The organism is Syntrophorhabdaceae bacterium (genome assembly GCA_028713955.1).
GTDB lineage: Bacteria > Desulfobacterota > Syntrophorhabdia > Syntrophorhabdales > Syntrophorhabdaceae > UBA5609.
The window spans coordinates 1-3,399 of sequence record JAQTNJ010000300.1 but is presented as its reverse complement, the minus strand read 5'-3'; the positions used below and the strand labels follow the sequence as shown (position 1 = coordinate 3,399).

General features: G+C 51.5%; 2 protein-coding genes. One reads left to right on the top strand and one right to left on the bottom strand.

The features are described from left to right. Positions 1-676, bottom strand: a 676-nt coding sequence (locus tag PHU49_16090; protein ID MDD5245530.1) for a cache domain-containing protein, incomplete at its 3' end; no start/stop codon positions are given. 558 nt (positions 677-1,234) lie between these two features. Between PHU49_16090 and PHU49_16085 the strand changes: the two genes are divergently transcribed. After that, the gene (locus PHU49_16085) at positions 1,235-3,352 is read left to right on the top strand and encodes a histidine kinase (protein ID MDD5245529.1); all 2,118 of its coding nucleotides are present in this window, start codon (positions 1,235-1,237) and stop codon (positions 3,350-3,352) included. The last annotated feature ends 47 nt before the right edge of the window (positions 3,353-3,399 follow it).

Genomic DNA, 3,399 nt, shown 5'->3' with positions numbered 1-3,399 from the left:
TCTTGCAAAAAGCGGCAAGTTGCACCCCCTTCTTTGATGAATACCGTATAACACCCATGTGCTGCGAAAGCATCTCCGGTGGGATAGGTATCTCCGGTTGTTTATATTGTTCGCCTTCAATGACATTGACGATATTCCACTCCTCGGGCACTGTCGTGTCGAGCTGCGGATCGAAGAAGTATGCCTTCCCCCCGTGAACGTACTGTTGAGGATGGAGAAAGTAGTTGTTAAAGTAATCAAGGTCCAGGACAGCCCGCAGGACGGCAACGATCCTGCCGTGAACCCGGACGGGCACGCTGATGGCGATGGCCGGTCTGCCAGTTCCCTGGCTTATCAGTATCTGGGAGACGGAAACCTTTCCGGCAACGGCAGCGTGAAAATCAGCCCTCGCGAGGACAATCTGCTGTATAAGGGGGAGATTGATCCGGTTCGGAAATGAAGAGGCAATACATCTGGCTTCTATGTCAAAAAGGTTGATCGATTGGAATATCTTTGTTCTTTCCACGATTATCTGGAAGTACCGGCACGTTTCATTAATAAGGGGATCATTATCCGGGGCGCCGGCGGTTTGTTTTATCAGGGGCATATCCGCCATGAACAGAAGATCGGTCTTGAAGATGCCGAGGATGATCTCGTTCTGTTGCGCGATCAGGGCTACGGTGCGTTCCATCTCCATTTTGGCCGCTGATTTGAGCCTCTTTTTTGCCGATCTGTAGGTCAAAAATGAAGACAGAAAGACGCCCGACGAACCGATCAACGAAAATACAAAAAGCAGTTTTCCACGAAAGGTCATAAATGAAAAACCATACCCGTGAGGCCCGTGATGTAGAGAATTCAGATCAGCGTGTAATTACCGTGGACCCCCCTATGCTACTGTGTATCACATGCAGAAACCAATTTATTGTAAAAACTTGTTTTACCCGCCCGTTTAATCTTCCCATTTTGATAAATAATTGTCAAGATGAACTACCTACCCTATCTCATGGTGTTGCATGAACGGTTTCTATTATTTCTTTGTCTTTCTGCCATTCACTATTCACTGTCGACTATCGACCGTCTTTATCAGTCATCAGTTTCAGGCTGTATGCCATGTTCGTCACCTTGTTTGGTTAATTCGTCACATTTTACTTCCAACCTTTACAATTGAAAAGGCAAAATTGTCGGCAAGACAAAATTGAAAGGGAATTATATTGTGGAAATAAGACCCCGTTTCTTTCTGTTAAAGCGATTTTTCATGAATATGAGCTTCCGCAGCAAGCTCCTTATTGTGGTGGGATTGATAATCCTTACGAGCGTTCTGCTGTCTTCCGCAATAACCTATATATGCGCAAGGCGACAGCTTGAATCAGTGGCGAGGAAGGAGATGGAGGAAAAGGTTGCCCTGATAGCCAAACAGAGTCAGATCGCGCTTGATACGTTTAAGACGGACATGGAACTCCTGGGGGAGCTATCCCTGGTCCATCAGGTTGCAGTCTATCCGGAGAACCGCGCCCTTGTCGATGAAGCCAACCGGTATTTTCAGGAGGTCGTGAAAAAAAATAAGGTATATCAATCCGTCAACCTTGTGGACCTGAATGCTAAGTGTATCGCATCCTCCTATCCAAACCGTATCAATCACGCTGTTTTGCAACAGATCGTTCATAAAAGGGCTGATTTTCACGCTGCCGTTGCCGGAAAGGTTTCCGTCTCCCAGATACTGATAAGCCATGGAACGGGCAGGCCGGCTATTTTTATCAGCGTGCCCGTCCGGGTTCACGGCAGGATCGTTGCCGTTCTGCGGCCTGCCCTGGACCTTGATTACTTTAACAACTACTTTCTCCATCCTCAACAGTACGTTCACGGAGGGAAGGCATACTTCTTCGATCCGCAGCTCGACACGACACTACCGGAGGGATGGAAGATCACCAATGTCATGACGGCAAAACCCTACATAGCGCCTGAGATCCAGGTTTCCACGGAACTTCTGACCCAAAAAAGGGGATTTGTCCAGTATTCCTCGAAGAACGGCGCTCAACTGGTTGCCTTCCTGAGAACTTCCGATCCGGAGTTTCTCTTTGTTGTTGAACGGGCATTGCAGGATATCCTTGCCCCTATACAGGCCATGAGAAAGGTTGCGATCATAACGCTGGTCATAATGCTCCTCGGCATATCCTTCTCTGTGTTCATGATCTTCGACCCCCTTCTCAGGAAGCTCGAGCAGTGTATGATCTTTGTCCGGGAGATTGAAGCCGGTTTTTTTTACAGAAGACTGAATACGAAGGGTAATCACGAGATCTCCAAACTCGCCCGCGGCCTCAACGCCATGGCAGAAAGCCTCGAAGACAGCCGCGACGCGCTGGAGGAAGCGGAGCGGTTGTACCGTGGGATCTTCGAGAACGCCGTGGAGGGGATATTCGTCACCAATCCCGACGGTCTTCTTCTGAACGCCAACCCTGCCTTTGCGCAGCTCCTCGGGTATGACTCCCCCTCTGAGATCATCGGTACGAACGTTACACAGTATTATTCACCGGAAAGAAGGACCGTTCTCCTCGAAGAACTGAGGACGCACGGTACGGTAAAAAACTTCGAGATCACCTTTCATCGGCGGGACGGGACCGAGCGCATCGGGTCCCTCTATGTCAGGGCGGACCGGGACAGCGAGGGAAGGATCACGAGGAACCAGGGCATCGGGGACGACATCACGGAACAAAAGCAGGTCGAGGAGGAGCGCCGCCGGGCAGAGGAGGCGCAGCGGCTCTTCGTACAGTCGCAGCTCGAAGCCCTCCGGTACCAGATCAATCCCCATTTTCTCTTCAACGTCTTGAACTCCCTTATCGCCCTTTCAGAGAGCGACCCCGGACGGATCACCGGGCTGATCTACCAGCTTTCCAGCTACCTCCGCTCCACCCTTACCTCGCGGGAGTCGGGACTCGTCCCCCTCGTTGAGGAGCTGGCGGTCATTACAAGCTACCTCAATCTTGAAAAGGTCCGTTTTGAGGATGACCTTGCCGTCTCCGTCTCCGCGCCTGATACGCTCCACGATGCGATGATCCCGGAGCTCCTCATCCAGCCGCTTGTCGAGAACGCCGTCAAACACGGAATGAAGACCTCCCCCATGCCCCTTGAGGTTGACGTCTCCTGCCGGGAGTCCGGGGAATCCGTGGAGATCGCCGTATCCAACACGGGGAGATGGATCCGGAGGAACAATGAGAACGGCAACGGGGACAGCGGGATAGGACTTGAGAACATCCGCAAACGGCTCGATCTTACCTACGGTGACCGATACCGCCTGCATATCGGGGAGAAGGATGAGCGGGTGCGTGTCACCATAGAGATCCCCAGGACGGGAGGGACCGGTGAAAAACAATCCTGAACGGGAACTGTCGGTCTTCATCGTTGACGACGAGCGGCTTGCCAGGG

Excerpts from the sequence above, each read along its gene's own strand:
- PHU49_16085 (MDD5245529.1), top strand. The coding sequence starts at position 1,235 with ATGAATATGAGCTTCCGCAGCAAGCTCCTTATTGTGGTGGGATTGATA.